Origin of the sequence: Exilibacterium tricleocarpae, from assembly GCF_007004655.1 — a bacterium.
GTDB lineage: Bacteria > Pseudomonadota > Gammaproteobacteria > Pseudomonadales > Cellvibrionaceae > Exilibacterium > Exilibacterium tricleocarpae.
On the sequence record NZ_ML660087.1, the window covers coordinates 269,714 to 285,057 of the forward strand.

Consider the following 15,344-nt stretch of genomic DNA (forward strand, 5'->3'; position numbering starts at 1 on the left):
GATGATCTGGTTTGCCATATTGCTGTCTGCCGCGGGCTGGGAGTTGCACTCCGGCTTTTACGTGGCCCCCGACCCCGGCGCGGCCTGGCGCTTGTGGGCGCTGGCGGTGGTGCTGTTACTGGCGGCTTACCCGCCCGCCGCCGGTCGGCGCCGGTCGCCGGCGGCCTACGGCAATACACTGGGTTGCGTCGTGGTGGCGGGCGCAGTGATTGTCTCGGTGCAATTTCTCTTCAGCCTGGGTTACGAACGCCTGCTGGTGGGGGCGCCGACGCTGGACTGGCTGGCCCCGTTGATCTGGCTGGCGGCCACTTTGCTCGGCTACGATGCCGGTATTGGCGAGGGTCTGGTACATATTCAGACCCAGCAACAATTGTTCTCTTTCAGTCTCGGTCCGGAAAAATTCGGCTTGCCTTTTATCGGCTTAGTGTTGTTGCCCGGCGCCGTGCTGCTTTACGCCGACACCCCCTCGCAGCGGCGCTTTTGGCAACGCCTTGCATTGCTCAGCGGCGCCGCGCTTGGCTACTGTGTCGCGCGTCTGGGTCTGTTGGTGGCGCTGTTTGTCGACTACGAAAAACTTTCTGTGTTCTGGCAACCGCTATGGTTGGTGTTGCAGTTCCTGCCGCTGGTGCTGTTGCTGGCGTTGTTGCTGCCGCTGCGTGCCACCGCGCCGGTGTGGCTGGCGCGCTGGCAGCCGCGGGAGGCCGCCTATGCCGGCCTGCTGGCGGCGCTGACACTGATGTTGACGGTTGTCGGCAGTTACCGGCCGGCGGGCGAGAAAACAGATGTCCGGGTTTTAATCGACGACGCCCACAGCGATTGGGCCTGGACCGATGTGGTGTTCGATAAATTTGCGTTCAACCGCAAGGCCACCTATTCCTACACCAACCTGGTGGAGCACCTGGGGCGTTATTACAGCGTGGAAGTCAATCGCGATCAGCCCTTGACGGCGGCGCTTTTGTCCGGCTTTGACGTGGTGGTGCTGAAAACGCCGACCCGGCCCTACGCCGAGGCGGAGATCGACGCCGTGGAGCGCTATGTCAGCGACGGCGGCGGCTTGTTCCTGATCGGCGATCACACCAACCTGTTTGGTATGACCACCCATATGAACCCGCTGGCCGGGCGCTTTGGCCTGCGCTTCGAAGACGACGACACTTTCGACCTCGCCTCCGGGCAGCCGTCGGTGTTGCGCAATTCACCGCTAAATCCCCATCCGATAGCCCAGGGCCTTAACGGCATGGCGTTTGAGACCTCGTGTTCCGTCGTGGCGCCGCTGCACGCCGATCGAGTGTTGGTGGGTTATGCACTCGGCAGTGAACTGGTGGACTACTCCCATATTAACTTCTTCGGCAATATGGCTGTCGATAGCCACGACCGCTACGGCGTTTTTCTACAGGGGGCGGCGCTGGATTATGGCCGCGGTCGGGTGTCGGCGTTTACCGACAGCACTATTTTCTCCAACTTCTCCGTGTTCCAGGAAGGGCGCGCGGAGTTGGCGCTGGCGACGGTGGCGTACCTGCAGGCGGGGCCGAGCTGGCACCGCGCCTGGTGGTGGTTGCTGCTGGTGCTGGCGGTTGCCGCGCTGGGGTTGGCGCTGCGCAAGCGCTGGGTCCATGCCAGCCTGCGCGCCGGTATGCCGGCGCTGGCATTGGCGCTGCCGGCCGGTCTGTTGTTGGTGAAGTTGGTGCACCTGCAACTTTATACGCCGCCCGAGCCCCGCGACCCTTACCCGAAACTGGTGTTTGATCGCTATTTCTCCCAGTATGAATTGCCGTCGATGATCGAGGTCGGCGGCGGCCTGCGCGAAAAAAGTTTCGACGCTTTCTTCGTCGCCACCCAGCGCATGGGTTTCGTGCCGCGCATTCGCCGGGATTTTGTCGATGCCCTGGGCGAGGGTTACCCGTTTATCTTGATCAATCCGGTTGGCGCGGTCTATACGCGTCACGCCGCTGCGGTTTCCGCCTATTTGCGCTCCGGCGGCTCCATGCTGGTGATGGTCGACGACAAGGGGCCTTTTCACAGTCTCAATGCCCTGCTCAATGAAGTGGGCGTGGGTATAGTGCCCAAGTTGCCCGGCGCCGGTGTGGGTGCCGGTGAGGTCGAGGTCGTCGGTGTCGAGCCGGTGGCCTTGCCGCCGGAATTTGCCGCGGCGGCGGGATCGGTGCCGGCTGTCTATCGGACCGAGTTTGGCCGGGGGCGGCTGGTGCTGGTGGTGGGCGCGCAGTACCTGAGCCAGGAGCGCATGGGGCCGGTGTTCAATAATCCGGATGAAGCCGAGCGAGCCCTGTACCTGCTGGAATACCATTTGATTGACGATATCCTGCTGCAAAACAATGCCGGCGAGACCCCCGCCGTGGGAGTGTTGTCACCGTGATCAGATATGGAGTTTGGATCGCCGCTTGCCTGTTCTGTGTGATGGGTTGCGAGCCGACCGAAGAGGACAAACTGGTGGTGGCGACAACCGCGGGCGTACCGGCACCGGCCTTTCGCCTGCGCGACCTGGCCGGCAACCCGGTGGCGCTTGCCGACTCCCACGGCGCGGTCAGGGTCATCAACTTCTGGGCCACCTGGTGCGCGCCCTGCAGAGTCGAAATGCCGACACTGGAAGCCCTGCAGGAACAGTTTGCGCCGGAGCAGGTATTGGTGCTGGCCGTCAGCGTCGATGAAAACCCCGCCGAGGTGGCCAGCTATATAGCGGCCGAACGCTATACATTCAGCGTACTGTTGGATAACCACCGGCAGGCGGCGCCCCGCTATGGGGCCAATATGTATCCGTTTAGTGTGATTGTCGATAAGCGGGGGCGGATGATCGACAAAATAGCCGGCATTACCGACTGGAGCAGCGCGGATAAAGTCGCTTACCTGCGCCAATTGGCCGAGCAGCCTGTGGAGTGATGCGGGTTGTTTTAAAACGCTGAAAAAAATACTACCGACAAGTGGAGAGAGCAGATGGCAGTAGATGCCGACCAGAGCGTGGAAAGCGGTGCGGAGACTGGGGGTGAAACAAGCGGCGACAGCAAAGGGGGCGGCGCCAACGTTACCCTGCTGTATGCCGCAATCGGTGTGCTGTTGCTGATCGTCGGGCTGCTCGGCGGTTATTTGCTGGCGCAGACGGGGCAACCCGCCGCCGCGGTGGCGCCACTGGCGCAGACTCATGCCCAGCACGCCGCACATGGCAGTGTAAACCTGAATCTGCCGGCTGAGCTTACCCAGTTTATGTCCGGCTGGGGTTGTCCCTGCGGCTGCGGCGATCCGCTGCTTGAGTGCCACTGCAGCGAACCCAATGGCGCCGAGGAAATTCGCGGCTATGTCAAAAATCTCTATGACGACGATATCCCACTCGAGGTCATCCGCGATCGCGTGATCAAGCGCTACGGTGCTTCAGTAGTCGGGGGGCTGTGATGGTTCGTGCCTTAGTGCTGCTTGCGGCTTGTCTGTGGTGTGCGAATGCTGCTGCGGACTTTGTGTTTACCGCTTTGGTAGACGGCCAGTGGCGCACCCACCACCAGAAAACCGCCGGCGCCAAACCGGTGCCGCTGGGGGATAAAAGCGGTGACCACGGCGCGCCGATTTTATCGCCCGATAAGAGCAGGCTGGCCTATGAAATCGCGGGCAAGGGCACCGCTATATGCCAGGTCGCCGCGGCGACTTGTCGAGCGGTCGCCGCCGACGGCGGTTTTTTTTCGGTGCGCCCGGTGTGGCTGGCGGCTGACGATCAACTGGCCATGGTCCGTTACCAGGTCGACAGCAAGCGCGAAGATTCGAGCCTGGTGGTTTATCGAATGGGCCCGGACCTGCGCCAGCCCGGCCAATTGCGGCCGCTGTTGGACCAGACCGGCAACCAGGACTATCCCGCTGTTTCCAGCGACGGCCGCTATCTCGCCTATTCCTCCGCCCAGTTGATAACCGTGCACCGCGCCGCGACCCGGGTGACCCAGGCACTGTGGCAGTTGGATCGCAGCAGTGGTATTACCCGGCCGTTGACCCAGGGTAACTGGCAGGATATTCACGCCGCGTTCAGCGGCAACGGGCGCTGGCTCAGTTTTGCCTCGAATCGCGATGGCCAGTTTGAAATCTACCTGATGAACCTGGCCAGCGGCGCCATTCGCCGGCTGACCGACGGGCCGGGACCAAAAACCTGGCCCCGCTGGCTGCCGTCGGATCGGGAGATCTCGTATACGCGGGTCAATCAAGGGCGCTATGAAATATGGGTGCAGGCGCTGGACTCGGATGAGACCCTGCAGGTGTTTCCGTTTGGCCGAACCGAGGCCGATCCGGTGCAGATTAGGGACGGAGAATTCAGATGATACGATTAGTTTTTTCGATAGTGTTTTGCGCGGTATGTAATGCACCGGTCTGCAGTGCCGATACCGGCGGCGGCCTGTCGCTGTCGGTGGGCTCGTTTAATCCCTCGACCGGTGCGAGTGTGACAGTGACTTACAACGTTGCAGTCCCGCAGGCGGTTACCTTGCGCGTCTATGATCCCGATCAGGCGCTGGTGCGCACCTTGTTGCGCGATGTCGAACGGGATCAAGGTGAACATACTGTCAGTTGGGACGGTAAAGACGATGCCGGCACTATCGTCCCGAATGAAGCCTATACCTTTGTAGTTGAGGGATCAAAAGGCCTGCTGGCAGACCCCTGGACCGTTTCCGGCGGTGTGGTTGAGGATATTCTCGATGCGGTATTCGATCCCAGTGACGACACCGTAAGGTACGATTTGCCGCAGCCGGCCCGTGTGTTGATCCGTCTCGGGGTAAAAAACGGTCCGCTGTATAAGACCCTGGTCGACTGGGAGCCGCGAGTCGGCGGCAGGGTGACGGAATACTGGAACGGCCGCGACGAAAACCAGCTGTTTGATCTGCGTGCCCACAAGGATTTTACCGCGTTGATAACTTACGTTACGCTGCCGCAGGCGACGGTGGTGACATTCGGCAACAAAAATATCAGCTACCCGCGCTACAAGCGTGAAGTGGCCGAGGGCAGGGCGCTCAAGGTGCAACGACCCTGGCGTGGGCCGGCGATGTTATTGCGCCCGGCCAACCTGGTGCCGCCGCACTGGGTCGATGCACCGGTGCCGTCGATGAAGTTTCCCGACCACCAGGAGGGCGCGCCGGTCGGCGAGCGCCTCAAGGTGCGGGTCGATGTCAGTGATATCGACCGCGATGTACTGGCCGATGATCAGTATGAAATTATTTTTTATGTCAACGATATTTTTTTCGGCGAGGCGGAGCGCGGCCATCTGCCGTTTAACTGGGTGTGGGAGCTGCACCAGTTTCCCAAGGGACGTCATCGACTCACGGTCAATATATCCAGTGCCAAGGGGATGATCGGGGTTGTCAGCAGGAATATAACGGTCGGCGGCAAGAATTGACGTAAGGAGCGGCAAGGTCTTGGGGGACGTCTGCAAAGCCTTGGGGACTCGCCTAAAGCGCCTACTTTTGGTCCCGACAGCATCCCTGCTGTCGAGAGTTTCTGAAGGCTTCCGCCAGAGCCAGACCTACCTTCAGTACACTTAATCGAGATCGATGTGGCTGGGCCGTGGCCGATAAGCCGATGCAAATACGCTTAAGGCATTACCATTCGGGATGCTTGCAACTTAATAAAACTTTCTGCGCTGTGTTAGCTCAGCGGTACAGGCCTAAGTTACGCAGTTGCTGACGTCGCACGGTGTTACTCAGTGTTCCAGGCATTATAAGTTGCTAAGTTGCAGGCGTCCCTCAAAAATATAAGCGTTCATACGAGTCTTCATGCTTGGCTTTATCGAGTTGTTTCGCCATGCTCTTTAAAGAGAATTTAATACTGCCGACATCCAATTTTGCCGAGCTACTCATATGACCAGGTAGATTTTTCTGGTGCTCCGCTTGCTCACTGGCATACTTGCCGCCCGTGTTTTTGGTGGGCGTGGTACCTGCGGCACCGTCTGCCTCGTCAACCATTTTCGTATAATTGTCAAGCTTGGCAAGCGCGGCACTCACATTGCAAGTCGCATCGACTTTAACTACGCCATCATAGCGCTTGCGCACCTTTTGAATAGTCTCGCGCGCACTTTTACGGGCGGCGGGGGCTTTTTCCATGCATCTTGGCTGTTTACCACAGACCAGTTAACTTGAAAGGAATTAAGACCACCTTTTTACGAAATATTACAATATCTAACTACCGTGATACGATCAAACATCAGTATGAGCTAGGGAAAGTGCACAGGTAAGCTTCTTATTAACCTTGACCACGATACGTTTAGCCGTTTATAAGCAACCACACCGATTGACCTAAAAACTAAAACCAATCGCCAGAAACCGATTGTTATATTAATGCCTAAACGGCTATCAGGATAAAATTTCCCCGCCTTGATAGAGATTTGGAGTGTCGGATCGAGTTGATAACGCCGCCGCACCAATGCCAGCATCAAGCGTGAAAATCCCAGTAATAACATCCGCGTTAGCACACCGTAGACCAACAGGCTGCCGAGCAGAAAAAGTGTCCACGCCTGCCCTTCCTATACTCGTTAAGAATTATAGTTTTTTTGGTTCGGTTTTTATAATTTTTCCAACGGAAGAAACAATTTTTTGTTTTTATAGTTATAGTTGGGAGTTCAAAACACCTTCGATTTTATTTAATAGAAAATAACTATATTGAAAATATTTGACCCATTTATGGAGGTTGTACAAACATTTACATAATTACCAAAACACGTGATTTAACATTTGGTCAAAATAAGAAGTGTGAAGCCTTGTTGAATAAGGGGAGGTCATCGCAAAAATGGGCGAACCCCAGGCGAGAACCCAACTGCCCAATGGCGGCGGGGAGAGAATCCAGTATCTCTGGTCGGAAGCCATCAATAATCAACTCGGTAGGCTTCCCGGTGTTGCCAGCTATACCACTCAGGTAATATGAATGAGCAATGATAAACGTTAGTAATGTTGAGCACTTAGTCGCACCTTCATCAATAAAAATATTGTTATTTTTTGGGTATTCATTTTTAGTAGTAGTCACCATTATCGTCGCGATAGCGATAGCGATAGCGATAGCGATAGCGATAGCGATAGCTATTGTTGGTATAGCGGTTGTTAAAGGCAGTAATTATGAGGTTATACGTATTAATCGCCCCAATAAAATAATCGCTAAGAGCCTTTGTTTGGCAATAGGTGATGACGTTATCGCTATGTTAGCTAAATGATCGTGTATCTATAACAGATAAGGAGTGTATATGAAAAAGCTAGTTGTTTTTTGGTTAATGCTGTCTTCCGTGGCCGTGTTTGCACAAGCCCCTGTTGAGTATTATTGGACTCAAGGGGCTAGTAGAGTTTATATGGGGCCTGCCAACGATAATATTTGCTATTTACAAGCAATGGGGGGACGCTTTGAAGGCAAGCGCGAGTCTGTGATGGTGGGGTATGATAACGGCCATTACAGACTGTCTGGAAGATCAAATCAACATAGCGTTTTTGCTAGAGCACGCTGTATCCAAGCTAATGGTGAGTTATATGAACACCGCGATGTGCTTTGGTGGCAGCCCCAAGATTCTGTGTTTGTTGCAGATAATAAAACGAATGTTTGTTATTTAAGACAAGTGAGTGGTAAATTTGAAGGGCCCGGAGAGGCAGTCAGGGTATACCGAGATGGCAATGGGTGGCGTATTAATGGCAAGTCTAATCAAATCAATGTGCATGCCCTTGCTAGATGTACAAAAATGCAAACCGGTTACTGGAGTAAAACCTATAGTTGGTCTCAGGGCCAACCCGACGTGGTGATGAGCCCATTTCATAATACTATTTGTGTATTGCAGCGTGTTACTGGTAAATTTGAGGGGTATGCAGAGTTTGTCCAAATTACCACCAATAATGGGAATGGGCGATACATGTTAGGGGGGAACTCTCGCCAAGTGGGAGTGGGAGCAACGGCTATCTGCTTTAAACCATCGGAAATAGGCACTTAATCTTAATCCACTCTGCTGTTTGTTTGTTCTTAGTCGGTGAGTGTTGAGAGTGTGTTTTAGTCTGGTAAGAGGTGCTGTTGAGTCGGTGCTGCACAGTCATCGTTTGATTGCTGTTACTTGCCAATAGCACAGTGAATGTTGTTCTATGTTTAGATGCTGTAACAAGCTGTCGCTATCGAACAGCTTGTTACGACCGATAGTGCAATGTTTTGCACTGTGCACTCAACTCGCCACCGCTAATCACAGCGTAAAGTCAATTAAAGCATGTTGTTGCTGTTATGCGATTGATATATCGATGATCAGCATTCAGTTGAGTGACGGGAAGTGCAGAGGCCAGCAATGCTGTAGCGATACACGCTAACGCTGCGTGATAAAGCCGATTGCTACATCGACACAATACAACACAAAAAATTTATCTAAGACCTCACAGCAAACAGTTATTGCCAGTTGTAACTACCCATTATCGCCATACTGATGTAACCAGTACTAGCAAATCATTAAGCCACAAAGCCTTGGGGACGCCTGCAACTTAGCAACCTACACCTAAATTGCTAAGTTGCAGGCGTCCCTCAAAAAGGTGGCAAGAATTGAGGTCAATCAATTGGCACACTTTTGCTTAAGGCAGTGCCATTCCAGGCGTCCCTCAGAGGTAGAGGCCAGCACCGACTCGGGCACCCAACCAACGGTTATATGTTTCGGTGCCCTGCCTGCGGCAATACGGGCCAGTTCGCGCTGCTCGCGGATCGAGACCAGGGACACATCGTCACTTCTCGTATTCGCCAACAGGCAGACTTCCCCGCTGCTGTCAAAAACAGACCAACTCGGTGCATTGCCGACCTCAACCAAAGCCGCCACGCGCATATCGGTCGTTGTCACCAGGCCGGCATAGTCCGAGGCGCGTCCGGCGACGCACAGGGTAGCTTCGTCGGGTGATAGGGCCAGGCCGTGGTGCGGCGCCTCGAAATCCCAATCAGTTTCTGAAACCCCGGCAGCAACCGGAAGATCGAGACGGGCGATACGGCTATCGGTCAACAGGTCGTGGGCGATCAGGCTGTGAGTGTTGGACAACTGTGCGTAAAGTGTGGCCTCGTTGCCGGTAACCTGAAAAGGTCGAACACCGGCTTCGAATGCATAGCGCCTAACGGTAGTTAAAGACTGCGAATCGACCACCGTCACGGTGTAAGCATCTTCGTCGAGACCGCGCTCGCGCAACGGTTTTTGCATGTTGCCCAGGCTCGCCGTATAAATATGTTTACCGTCTTGGGTCGTATGCACGTCATGCGGCCACTGGCCAGCGACAAAGCTACCCAGCTTATCTCCCGTTGTCGTGTCCAAAACTTCTACCGAGTTACCGCCGTAGATAGTGGCGGAAACATAGAGCCGCCTGCCATCGGGGGCTATGGTCATATGATCGGCGCGAAAGCCGGCAATGGGGGTGCGCCACAACACCTCGCCGGTGGCAATATCGAAGGCCGCCACATCGGCGAGAAAACCCCGGGAGACAAACAGCACCTGGCCGTCCCGGGAGAGATCGCTGTCCTGCGCGTAGTTTAACCCGCCCCGGCGCTCGATAATGGCCTGGCCCAGCCATTGCAACGGGTCGCGGAGGAAACCCACTTGGGCCCCGTCGGGCTTGATGTCGATCAAACCAACCTGTTGCTGCCCGGCAATATCAATAAGCGTCACAGTCCCGTCGACAGCATTTGAGACAAAAGCAATCTCCTTTGCCGGACCTTGTACGTTCGCCGTGGATTCTTTGCCACCACGGCCGTACGAGGCCTGGTTGAATACCTCAATGCCACAGACAATCAAGAGTGCCAGACTGATGGCGCCGGCGACAACCGCCAGTCGTTGTTTCATTCCTCCCCCTGTGAGACCTTGGGGGACGCCTGCAACTTAGCAACTTAGGTATAGGCTGCCGAATCCGCACAATGCAGCGAATTTTGATTAGTCGCCAAGTTGCAGGCGTCCCGAATGGCACTTCCTTAAGCAAAAATGTGCCAATTGACCGGTCTGGCTCAGGCTGAAGCCTTCAGAAACACGGGCTAGGCGCCCCCTCGATGAACCCGTCCATGGGGACTTCCCGACAGCATCCCTGCTGTCGAGAGTTTCTGAAGGCTTCAGCCTGAGCCAGACCTACTTTCAGTACGCTTAATCGAGGCTGGTTCGATTGGATCAGAGATCGATAAACCGACGCAAATACGCTTAAGGAAGTGCCATTCCAGGCGTCCCTCTATGCTATTCACCCTGTCCCAGTGAAAAGCCTCGCTTGCCGTCAAATTTGTAGAGATTTTCGCTTTTTATAACGTCGAAGCCACCGGCGTCCAAACTGGATAGCAAGGCCAGCACCTGCCGGTATTCGATTTTCTGGTAGACAGGCTCATCGGCGACTATATCGGCGTCGACCGAGACAAACCGGCAGCGCCAGTGATCTGTGCAAAATGTTTCCGGGATACCGTCCGGATAGACCTTGACCCCACGGTTGGTAACCATTTTTAATTTCAGGCCGCCGGCGCCGAGGGCGTTTAGCGCATGCCCCAGCTTATTGGCATCACGTTCCTGCCAATCCAGGAAAACATCCACGCCGACCAATGTTTTCTCGGCCGGCTTTCTTGAAAACGCCGGGATAACAATACGGCCTTGGCCGCCGCTTAAAGCGCTTTTTTTCAGCTGTTCAGGTTCCGCTCCCAATCTCTCTATCACCTCGGCGGCGAACTCATCCGTCGATACTGCCCGGGTACTTTGGCCTTCGATAAAAATGTCTTTGGTGTGAAAGCCCTGCTCAATCGTCGCCAGCCAAGCGTTTTTGACTTTGTCGGCTACGGTTTGCTGACCGATATGGGCCAGCATCATCACCGCGGCATTGAGCAGCCCCGAGGGGTTGGCGATATTGCGGCCGGCTATATCGGGTGCGGAGCCGTGAATGGCCTCGAACATGGCTACGTCGGTGCCTATGTTTGCAGAGCCCGCCATGCCCACCGAGCCGGCAATTTCCGCAGCGATATCCGAAACAATATCACCGTAAAGGTTGGAGGTAACGACCACGTCGTAGCCCTCCGGCCTGCTCGCCAGCCGTGCCGAAGCGATATCGATAATCTGCGCGTCCTTTTCGATGTCGGGATACTCGGCCCCTATTTCATCAAAAACAGTGTGGAAAAGCCCGTCGGTCAGTTTCATGATATTGTCTTTGACCATACAGGTGACCTTGCGCCTGTCATAAGCCCTTGCGTATTCGAAGGCGTAGCGCACAATACGCTCACAGCCCGGTCGGGTGATCAACTTCAGACACTGCACTACATCCTGGGTTTGCCGATGTTCGATACCCGCGTAGAGGTCCTCCTCGTTTTCACGGATAACAACGAGGTCCATTTCCGGAAAGTGTGTGTGGATATAAGGCGATAGCGACATCACCGGCCTGACATTGGCGAACAGCCCGAGCGACTTGCGCAGCGTCACATTCAGGCTTTTATACCCCTTGCCCTGGGGGGTGGTAATAGGGCTTTTTAAAATGACTTTGTTTTTCCTGACAGTATCCCATGCTGCCGCGGTGATGCCGGAGGTATTGCCCGACAGGTACACCGCCTTGCCGACATCGATAAATTCCGGTTCAATGCCGGCGCCCGCTGCATCCAGTATTCTCAAGGTGGCATCCATGATCTCGGGGCCTATGCCGTCCCCTCTGGCTACAGCTACTTTTACGAGTGTTTTTGTGTCGGTGTGGGGTGTGGCGGGTTGAGCTGATAAATTCTTCATCGATTTTCATTTACCCGAAGCGAGAGGAATAGGGTTGAGTGTCCGGGCGCTAAAAACGAGGCACCTGACCCTGGCGGGTAAGGCCGGCAGCGAGTGCGGACAATCTGACCGGGTATTCTAACCGCCGGGCCCTGCTACAACAATATGGTGTTGTTGTGCAGGTTCAAAACGTCGTGCCAATCATTTCCTTGGACGGACTGCCGTATAAGCATATGCCCGACTTTAAGAGTCCTTAGAAAAGATAGGTTTACTGCTTTTTCATGCAGTGGGCGTTGGACCATTGCGTGTAAAGTGTAGTCTTGCTTCTGGCGACTTGAAGAGGCTGAACATCTGCCCCTTCAAGTCGCCGATCCTGGTTAAAGGCTGCGACTTCGAAGCAGGGCGATCTAATACTTCAGGCTGGCTATTGATAGAAAGTATTTCAATGTCTTTCTCTTATTTCGTATACCCGGAAAAGTCATCGGCATCGATTCTTGCCCTGTTCTCGGCATTCAACTTGTCGTAATACCCTTTTTCCTTTTTTTATTAGGGTGTTGTGACGTGTATGACCAGAGGCTACGCAGAGACGCATTCACGTCTTAACCCGACGCAGTGTTGTTAGGACGAAGGCGCGGGTATAGCGATCGTGTGGTGGCGCATCACGCTAAAGAGCGTCAAACGTTATCATTCACCTTTATGCAAATACCGTTATCAATCCAAATGTCGTCGGAGGACTACGGATGGGAGTCATACTTTTTACTAGGCAAGCGGGGCGCGTAGTTGAGTCGGCGGACATTCGATCACAGATGTCGCCTTTACGAGGCGAGGCGAGGCGTGTTCACCCTCGGTAACCTGGAGCACTCAATTAGGTCTCCGACGGCTCTTAAGTTATTTCCAGAGCGGACATGTACCAGCGGAGGAAAATTTGGCGCTAAAATGTGTGAGGGTTCGGCCTGTCCCGTGTCTATTTTAGGAGTTTGTCAATTACATAGTTTTCCCAAGCGGTAATATATATGACAGGCTTTTAGAGATTTGATAAGAGTTTATCATCAGTTTGGCAGCGAACTTTTCTCGAAACCCTTGGTGGTAAGTATTAGAAAAATCGCTGAATTGAAGATCGCGAAAAAGCAGTTGGTAATTTTAAGTACGATTTTTGGCGGTTTTGTAAAAATAATGACGAATAGAAATTCACATAGAGCTTGCGAGAAAAATTCACGACTTGGTCTGGTTTGGTAATGGTTTTTACAAAAAACTACAATTTTTTTTAGTCGATCTGGGGTAGGATGCTATCCGGTGAAAAGATAGTTTCAAATATCAGCCAAGCATCAGTTTTGGTTATTGCTTTTTGAAGTAAAGGTCTAGGTTTTGAAGTAAAGGTCTAGGTTTTGAGGTAATAGTGGAAGGCGAACAGGTGTTCCCGGCGAGAGCCCATCTCTCTTACACGGAAAAGTATTCTGAGCTATAAAATTTTCGAACGCTATGTGACGAGAGCTTTTGGGGTTTTTGATAACTCCAGGAAAATTAATGGTGCAAAAAAGAAATTCCTAGTGTTGAGAAGGTTTTTTGAAAAGCGGTTTTTTGCCTGGAAAAACAGCGAGTTGTCTATTGGTCAACGTGTTTTCTGTTGAAAAACGACGTAGGGAATAGCGCCCCGGCCATTCTCGGTGGAATGGGGCGAAGCGCATGATGCTCATACGATAACGTTAATTAGGTGGAGGTGGTGCCATCTTGGCCGACTGGGCTGGCAATAGCGGACAGGGTGGCAGACTGAGTGATCGCAGCTGAGAATACTGTGTTATTCCGTGATTTTATAAAATGAAAATAACGAGGGTTTTATGGTGGTAAGTTTACGTGTTCTTTTAGTAGTTGCCGTGTTAAGTGTGACGGTGGCCGGTAACGTACTGTCGTCTGATAAGTTTGCAGTGACGCGATCTGCCACTGCTCTCAACAGCGGTGGTACTGTGATGATTCATTCGATACGCGCTTCCCGCACGGATTGTGTGTCCCCGTGCACCGTGGTTTTCAGTGCCGACAACGTGGAAGATACAGCCAGCAGCACAGATAATGACTGGTATAATCTCGGCTACTATTGGGATTATGGCGACAGCACTGCCGATGAAAACTACGGGCTCTACCGGCGCGGGGCTGACTACTTCAGGGACGATGCCAATGGGGCTTCGCGGGAATTCGATACTACGCCGCTCGGAGCCCATACCTATTTGTGTGAGAGCGGAACCTGCACATTTCACGCAGGGCTTTCAGTCCGGAATGCGCTAGGGGATTGGGCGACAGACTGGATAACCATAACGGTACGATCACAGTCTGTCGAATATCCCGGAACATCCACAGTCTGTGTATCGAGTGGTGCGAACTACGCCGACTGCCCGGCAGGTGCTCAACAGGCCCTAGCGTTACCCGATTACGGCACCTGGGAGAATAATACACGATATCTGCTCAAATCTGGTGAGACGCACAGCATGGATGGAAAGTGTATCGAGTTCGATACCGACAATGTTCTTATATCGTCATACGGCACAGACAGTTTTCCTACTTTGTCAACACTCCTTAATATTGGCAGTGATAGTGCAAACTGCAAGGATGTCACTCCGAACGATGCCACTGTTGCGGGATATGCTAATCCGTGGTGGATTAGTAATATTACCCTGACAAAACTTCGCATACGCGAAATCCGGCTTAACGCCTCGTTTCGAAATATAGGTCTGCATGACATTGATATGAATTGGGAGAATGAAGATTTCGGCGGGGGTATCCACACGTCATCAGTTGACTTTTGTTCTAAATCTCAAACTCTCACTTGTTCGAATGTACCTCTACCCTATGGTGTTTACATGTCGGAAGTTAAATTGGTCGGGTCGAGAGTCAATCCCCCTGGAACAAACGTTGGTTTTTGGACAACCAGTGGTGTGTCGTATATTGCATTTTTAAATAGTGTAGCGCACGTGGCCTATCAACATAATATTCGAATCGAAGGCGCTTCACGGGTGCTCGTTGCGCACAGTGATCTGCTCGGTGACCACATCGGAAAATCCGGAAAGAAGCATAAGGTTACAATAAGGCCGGAAGGCTACAGGAATGCAGATATGCTCAATCAAATGCGAGTTCCTTCAGGCGATAAATCACGGGTTTATGATAGCCGCTACATAGTGATTGCCGATAACTATATCGGTACTCCCGCTTCTGTTGGCAACGCATCGGCGATTGCCGTGATGACGACCAATGGGACGGTTGCAGAAACTGTGCGCTGGGGGATTGTGGATAACAACACGTTTGATTTATCGGGCGGCTCGGGCGATGGTCCGTCTGCATTCGATATTCGTTTGTCGGGATATGATCTGGGCTGTTATACGACTAATGACCAGGAGGCCCGACAGGGGTGTGGGGACGGAGGACAACGGGGAATACCGACTGGGTTTTACAACAAAAGACTATTTGGCGAAAAGCCGGTCGCACCAGACAGTCCGGGCACTTACGGTGGATTTTATTAGTGGCCGGGTGAGGCACAAGTGTTAAACAGAGCGCTTGGATAGGTTGACTGGTACTGAGTGGGGTTTACCTAAGCAATACTGGGTCACCTGATTGCTTGTTGTTAGTGGCCTGAGTTAGGGGGGCACCCGACACGTCCCTGATTCTTGCAGATTACCGGGGATAAATAATAGTG

General features: G+C 53.4%; 12 protein-coding genes and 1 pseudogene. 9 read left to right on the forward strand and 4 right to left on the reverse strand.

Annotated features, from left to right (window positions below; all coding sequences use genetic code 11):
- Window position 1: 1 nt before the first annotated feature.
- From FKG94_RS01060 to FKG94_RS01080, 5 genes are read left to right on the forward strand one after another with little or no spacing between them, the layout of a single operon-like run.
- Window positions 2-2,371 carry a DUF4350 domain-containing protein gene (locus tag FKG94_RS01060; RefSeq protein WP_142902326.1) on the forward strand — a complete coding sequence of 790 codons (2,370 nt, stop codon included), beginning with the start codon at window positions 2-4 and terminating at the stop codon, window positions 2,369-2,371.
- Window positions 2,368-2,892 (forward strand): TlpA family protein disulfide reductase, encoded by a 525-nt coding sequence (locus FKG94_RS01065; protein WP_142902327.1) that lies wholly within the window; start codon window positions 2,368-2,370, stop codon window positions 2,890-2,892. The genes FKG94_RS01060 and FKG94_RS01065 overlap by 4 nt, the downstream gene beginning before the upstream one ends.
- Window positions 2,893-2,946: 54 nt before the next feature.
- Window positions 2,947-3,399, forward strand: coding sequence for a hypothetical protein (locus tag FKG94_RS01070; protein ID WP_142902328.1), 453 nt, complete (start codon window positions 2,947-2,949; stop codon window positions 3,397-3,399).
- Complete coding sequence (locus FKG94_RS01075; RefSeq protein ID WP_142902329.1) at window positions 3,399-4,304, forward strand: TolB family protein; 906 nt, start codon at window positions 3,399-3,401, stop codon at window positions 4,302-4,304. Before FKG94_RS01070 ends, FKG94_RS01075 begins: the two co-directional genes overlap by 1 nt.
- A complete protein-coding gene (locus tag FKG94_RS01080) occupies window positions 4,301-5,371 on the forward strand; it encodes a FlgD immunoglobulin-like domain containing protein (RefSeq protein ID WP_142902330.1) in 1,071 nt (356 codons plus the stop codon). The genes FKG94_RS01075 and FKG94_RS01080 overlap by 4 nt, the downstream gene beginning before the upstream one ends.
- 346 nt (window positions 5,372-5,717) lie before the next feature.
- Here the strand turns inward: FKG94_RS01080 and FKG94_RS01085 are convergent, their stop codons facing one another.
- Window positions 5,718-6,074 carry a hypothetical protein gene (locus FKG94_RS01085; protein WP_142902331.1) on the reverse strand — a complete coding sequence of 119 codons (357 nt, stop codon included), beginning with the start codon at window positions 6,072-6,074 and terminating at the stop codon, window positions 5,718-5,720.
- A 110-nt stretch (window positions 6,075-6,184) separates the two neighbouring features.
- Window positions 6,185-6,475, reverse strand: a pseudogene (locus tag FKG94_RS29460) (hypothetical protein); the annotation flags it as partial.
- Window positions 6,476-6,756: 281 nt separating this feature from the next.
- On the opposite strand from FKG94_RS29460, the gene FKG94_RS29320 reads away from it, so the two are divergent.
- The 3 genes from FKG94_RS29320 to FKG94_RS01100 are packed head-to-tail and all read left to right on the forward strand — an operon-like array spanning window position 6,757 to window position 7,933.
- The gene (locus FKG94_RS29320) at window positions 6,757-6,891 is read left to right on the forward strand and encodes a hypothetical protein (protein WP_281284202.1); all 135 of its coding nucleotides are present in this window, start codon (window positions 6,757-6,759) and stop codon (window positions 6,889-6,891) included.
- Between the two features lie 7 nt (window positions 6,892-6,898).
- The gene (locus FKG94_RS01095; RefSeq protein ID WP_142902332.1) at window positions 6,899-7,174 is read left to right on the forward strand and encodes a hypothetical protein; all 276 of its coding nucleotides are present in this window, start codon (window positions 6,899-6,901) and stop codon (window positions 7,172-7,174) included.
- A 30-nt stretch (window positions 7,175-7,204) separates the two neighbouring features.
- Complete coding sequence (locus tag FKG94_RS01100) at window positions 7,205-7,933, forward strand: hypothetical protein (RefSeq protein WP_142902333.1); 729 nt, start codon at window positions 7,205-7,207, stop codon at window positions 7,931-7,933.
- Between the two features lie 597 nt (window positions 7,934-8,530).
- Here FKG94_RS01100 and FKG94_RS01105 read toward each other — a convergent pair.
- Together FKG94_RS01105 and FKG94_RS01110 are read right to left on the reverse strand one after the other, a co-directional pair.
- Window positions 8,531-9,793 carry a YncE family protein gene (locus tag FKG94_RS01105; protein ID WP_142902334.1) on the reverse strand — a complete coding sequence of 421 codons (1,263 nt, stop codon included), beginning with the start codon at window positions 9,791-9,793 and terminating at the stop codon, window positions 8,531-8,533.
- A 378-nt stretch (window positions 9,794-10,171) separates the two neighbouring features.
- Window positions 10,172-11,686, reverse strand: coding sequence for an NADP-dependent isocitrate dehydrogenase (locus FKG94_RS01110; RefSeq protein ID WP_142902335.1), 1,515 nt, complete (start codon window positions 11,684-11,686; stop codon window positions 10,172-10,174).
- Between the two features lie 1,814 nt (window positions 11,687-13,500).
- Here FKG94_RS01110 and FKG94_RS01115 point away from each other — a divergent pair.
- Window positions 13,501-15,171 carry a hypothetical protein gene (locus FKG94_RS01115; protein WP_142902336.1) on the forward strand — a complete coding sequence of 557 codons (1,671 nt, stop codon included), beginning with the start codon at window positions 13,501-13,503 and terminating at the stop codon, window positions 15,169-15,171.
- The last annotated feature ends 173 nt before the right edge of the window (window positions 15,172-15,344 follow it).

Coding starts and splice junctions, on each gene's coding strand:
- FKG94_RS01060 (WP_142902326.1), top strand. CDS start 2: ATGATCTGGTTTGCCATATTGCTGTCTGCCGCGGGCTGGGAGTTGCAC.
- FKG94_RS01070 (WP_142902328.1), top strand. CDS start 2,947: ATGGCAGTAGATGCCGACCAGAGCGTGGAAAGCGGTGCGGAGACTGGG.
- FKG94_RS01075 (WP_142902329.1), top strand. CDS start 3,399: ATGGTTCGTGCCTTAGTGCTGCTTGCGGCTTGTCTGTGGTGTGCGAAT.
- FKG94_RS01080 (WP_142902330.1), top strand. CDS start 4,301: ATGATACGATTAGTTTTTTCGATAGTGTTTTGCGCGGTATGTAATGCA.
- FKG94_RS01085 (WP_142902331.1), bottom strand. CDS start 6,074: ATGGAAAAAGCCCCCGCCGCCCGTAAAAGTGCGCGCGAGACTATTCAA.
- FKG94_RS29320 (WP_281284202.1), top strand. CDS start 6,757: ATGGGCGAACCCCAGGCGAGAACCCAACTGCCCAATGGCGGCGGGGAG.
- FKG94_RS01095 (WP_142902332.1), top strand. CDS start 6,899: ATGATAAACGTTAGTAATGTTGAGCACTTAGTCGCACCTTCATCAATA.
- FKG94_RS01100 (WP_142902333.1), top strand. CDS start 7,205: ATGAAAAAGCTAGTTGTTTTTTGGTTAATGCTGTCTTCCGTGGCCGTG.
- FKG94_RS01105 (WP_142902334.1), bottom strand. CDS start 9,793: ATGAAACAACGACTGGCGGTTGTCGCCGGCGCCATCAGTCTGGCACTC.
- FKG94_RS01110 (WP_142902335.1), bottom strand. CDS start 11,686: ATGAAGAATTTATCAGCTCAACCCGCCACACCCCACACCGACACAAAA.
- FKG94_RS01115 (WP_142902336.1), top strand. CDS start 13,501: ATGGTGGTAAGTTTACGTGTTCTTTTAGTAGTTGCCGTGTTAAGTGTG.